This window comes from Candidatus Protochlamydia sp. R18 (assembly GCF_000648255.1).
Lineage (GTDB): Bacteria > Chlamydiota > Chlamydiia > Chlamydiales > Parachlamydiaceae > Protochlamydia > Protochlamydia amoebophila.
Genome location: NZ_BASL01000758.1, coordinates 1 through 3366, shown reverse-complemented (window position 1 = coordinate 3366; position 3366 = coordinate 1). Strand labels below are relative to the sequence as shown.

Below are 3366 nucleotides of genomic sequence, written 5' to 3'. Positions count from 1 at the left end.
CGTTCTTCCTTTGGTTTAGAGAGCAATAGAGAAATTTATATCAATGCAAAAGAATTTATTGCAAAAGCTGTAGAACCCTTTTTCCAAATTGATAAACCCCTTTCTTTGAAGCTTGGTCAATTCATTGCTGAAATGGATGCCTATAACAATCGGGGAGATAAAAATGGAAATCCCCCTGCAAAATTAATTGACATGCATGCGCAAGCGCGGCTGCTTCTTTTTCTTCACATGGGCATAGCTTACTCTGGGTTGGAATGTCAAATTGATTGGCTACCAGCCAAAAAACAATTTTATATTGGCTCAGAACAAACAGGCACAGAAGCTTGTCATCACTCTTTATTTGCCGAAGTGAATGATACCTATCTTTATACGCTTAAAGAGTCTTTAGTGAAAGCAGTACGCGCATTGCGTGAAAACCAAAGAGAAATTCCTCTTCCTTTTAAAGAAAGGCTCCTTGAGCTAAATGTCTCTAAAGAAGGGCTTCAAAAAACCATTAAAGCAATTTTAGACAATAAAATTCGCGCATCTGATGGAATTGAAAACTTATGGAAAGAGACATTTCCTTCTTCTACAGAACATCAAGAATTAAAAGAGTCTTTACTGGAAGCAGTACGCGCATTGCGTGAAAACCAAAGAGAAATTCCTCTTCCGTTAAAAGAAAGGCTCCTTGAGCTAAATGTCTCTAAAGAAGGACTTCAAAAGACCATTAAAGCCATTTTGGACAATAAAATTCGTGCGTCTAATGGAATTGAAAACTTATGGAAAGAGACATTTCCTCTTTCTATAGAGAATCAAGCCCTAGCAACAGAATTAAAAGATGGTTTATTCCAATATATAAAGGATAGAGAAAGACTATCGGAAGAAACGATAGGCAAACTGCAAACAAAAGGGGTTCCTAGAACTGTTATTAATGCATTACTAAAAAATAAACGATTAGAGAGAGTGGATGTAAATGTGGATGAAGTGTTTGAAAAGTGGGTGAATCCCTCTTTATGGGCAAACACGAACTTTTATTTTTTAAACCATCATACTTTAATAGCTCCTTCTGCCTTAAATAAAGTGGACGATTTAATTGAAAAAAAAGTGCGCTCCGGTGCTATGCAAATCCTTAATGCGATTGCCAAAAAAGAGATTAGCCCTTTGGAAGGCACTCAACAAGTAGGCGAGCTCATGATTGCAAACCTGAATGAAGGCCTAACGGTTATCCAAGAAAAAATTGTTTTAGTTTCCGCTTTAGAAAGAGAATTGGAGAAGCTGGGCAAACTTTTTACCGGGTTAGAGATTGCACAAACTAGTGCGAGTCACACTTCCTTGTACAAAAAGTTAGAAAATTTAAAAGAGGTGCAAAGCACCGTTAATGAACTCATGCGCCTTCTCGATGCATTAGCAAATCTTAATCATTCTTCTTTCCATATAGCGGTTGTGGATTTTAAAATAGAACAAGCAAGAATGAAAACAATGCAAAAAACGCTCCATGACTTTAGAACAGAGTTAACAGGATGGATGGATGAAACATTTGAAAATCGCTATCAACAGTATCGGCAAGCCCCTTTTTTTCAACATCAAAAACAAATCGAGGAACTAACGATCACTATAAAGGAGAAAGAGAGGGAAAAAGAAGAGTTTGAGCAAGAATTGAAAGAAAAGGAGTTGACTCCAGAAGAAAAGATAATGCTGTTATCACTAGAAGAGAATGTACCAGAAAATTCATCTTTCCTAAATCTTGAACCTAAAGAAAAGCTAGATTTAGTTGAAAAGTTATCATATGGCAAGGCTGAACGTTATGAAGCTTATACAAGTGTTATGGATAAATTTCTGGAAAAAACCGGCTTACAAAAAGATCTAGAGGAAATAAAGAAAATAATGCAGCAAAATCGAGATTTAATGCAAGTACTAGGAAAAGCAAAAGAGCCTGAAGATGCTTATTTCAGAACACAATATCTAAACATTTCAAAAGTAATAATTAAATGGTCAATAAACTCTCAGTTTAGATTAATTCATTATCCTGTGTCTAGCACCATGCTTTCTTTTGTCGAAGAGTTATTAAACCTACAATCCAGGGCGACTTTGCAGCTTGCCCAGGATTTGGAGCAAGCTGATCCTTTTACTTATGAAGAGGAAGCTTTAAAACAAGCCTTGATTAGACGGTCAACCGAATAAGCTAAATTTCAAAGCTTAAAAATATGAATGGGGGAGAGAAGCCTTCGCAAAGTCCCAGACATCTAACCCCCCTTCTTTATCGCAGCAAGCCAAACGGCGCTCATCGGCATAAATACCTATTAAATCACACTCTAATGCTTCTGCTTCTCTATTTTCCAATTTCGTTTTTTGTTTAATAGAGCAAAAAGCTCCCACTTTTTTAGTCTTGTCTGTGATGTTTAGACAATTAATTAAATAGTAGGGATTAGTGGCCACCCAGCAATGTTCCTGATCGCAGTCGAAACTAAGAAATTGGACAGAATAAGGGCCAAAAGGATGCTCTGTAATTGTTCTTCCACTAGAGGGTTCATAAAAAGCGACCTCTCCTGAGTCATATCCCACAGCGAGTTTTTCGCCATTATAGGCTGAAGCCGTAATAAATTTTCCCATAAAACAACTACCAAATTTTGAAGCTTCGAGACAATTATCAAAGATTTTTTTTCCGCTAGCAGCATCCCAAACTGTACAGAGGCGTTTCCCCGCATCCTTCCCCAAAATAATGACATGCTTTTCATCAAATTGCACGAGCTCTTTGCACAGAGGATCTAAAAAGAGCCCGTTCAAAAGAATCGGTTCCAGATTTTGGGAGGCATTCTCTTTTCGAATAGCTTTGATAAAATAAAGCGTGCCATCTTCACATTGAATCAAAATTTGGTTATCGCGGCAATCGAGCGAGCGGATGGGAGAGTGGAAAAGGGGAGATTCGTAACATTTTAAGCCATTTTCTATATTAAAAATGGCAAATTGCTTGCGCTGAGGCAACACTAAAATAAGCAACTCTTGGTCAACATAGGCTTCTTCAAAATTTCCCACCCTGCTTAAGGGTTGCGAAGGAAAAGGTTCTTTGAGTGGCCAGCGATAGAGGGACCCTTCTTGGGTCACTTGGATCATATGCCCCTCTAGATAGTGAATCAAACGAGAATTTTCGTCTTTTAGGTTATCAAAAACTAATTGACAGCCCTTTTCCTCAAGAGAATAGACTTGAGCAGTCCCAGAAGTGACTTGGATGAAAGCTACTTTTTTTTCTACCTTTAATTTAACCGTTCCACTTGCTGCAAAACCTGGTAATTGGTAGGTGTCATGCTTACATCGATCTTCACATAATGTGGGTTTGTTACGTTTGACTTCTTTTAGAATTTGGTGCTTTTTTTTATAAATTTTCTTCCA

General features: G+C 37.6%; 2 protein-coding genes. One reads left to right on the top strand and one right to left on the bottom strand.

Annotated features, from left to right (window positions below; translation table 11 throughout):
* Positions 1 to 2160: hypothetical protein (locus TY19_RS09960; protein ID WP_042282186.1), on the top strand; the 2160-nt coding region annotated here is incomplete at its 5' end.
* A 15-nt stretch (positions 2161 to 2175) separates the two neighbouring features.
* Here the strand turns inward: TY19_RS09960 and TY19_RS09955 are convergent.
* Positions 2176 to 3366: hypothetical protein (locus TY19_RS09955; RefSeq protein WP_042282184.1), on the bottom strand; the 1191-nt coding region annotated here is incomplete at its 5' end.